The following is a 258-nucleotide window of genomic DNA, read 5'->3' on the forward strand; positions in this document are numbered from 1 at the left end:
CGTGGGCGGGTGACGACTTTCGGCGTGTCGCTGCCCGGTAAACAGCGAGGTCTCCGGTAGATGGCTTATCGACAAAGACGAACCATCAACACGGAGACCTCGTGACCAGCGTAGCGGTGACGAGGCGGCACGACCTGACGGACGCGCAGTGGGCAGTCCTGGAGCCTCTCCTGCCCACCGCACGCCGACCGGGCCGACCGCCCGCATCAACGAAACGGCAGCTCATCGACGCGATCCGGTGGCGGACCCGGGCCGGCG

At 67.8% G+C, this 258-nt stretch carries 1 protein-coding gene; it reads left to right on the forward strand.

The window, feature by feature from the left end:
* Nucleotides 1-101: 101 nt before the first annotated feature.
* The coding region (locus ACFHWU_RS29640; protein ID WP_416592371.1) for a transposase at nt 102-258 on the forward strand (157 nt) is incomplete at its 3' end.

This window comes from Micromonospora sp. LOL_015 (assembly GCF_048060275.1).
In the GTDB taxonomy this organism is placed as follows: domain Bacteria; phylum Actinomycetota; class Actinomycetes; order Mycobacteriales; family Micromonosporaceae; genus Micromonospora_E.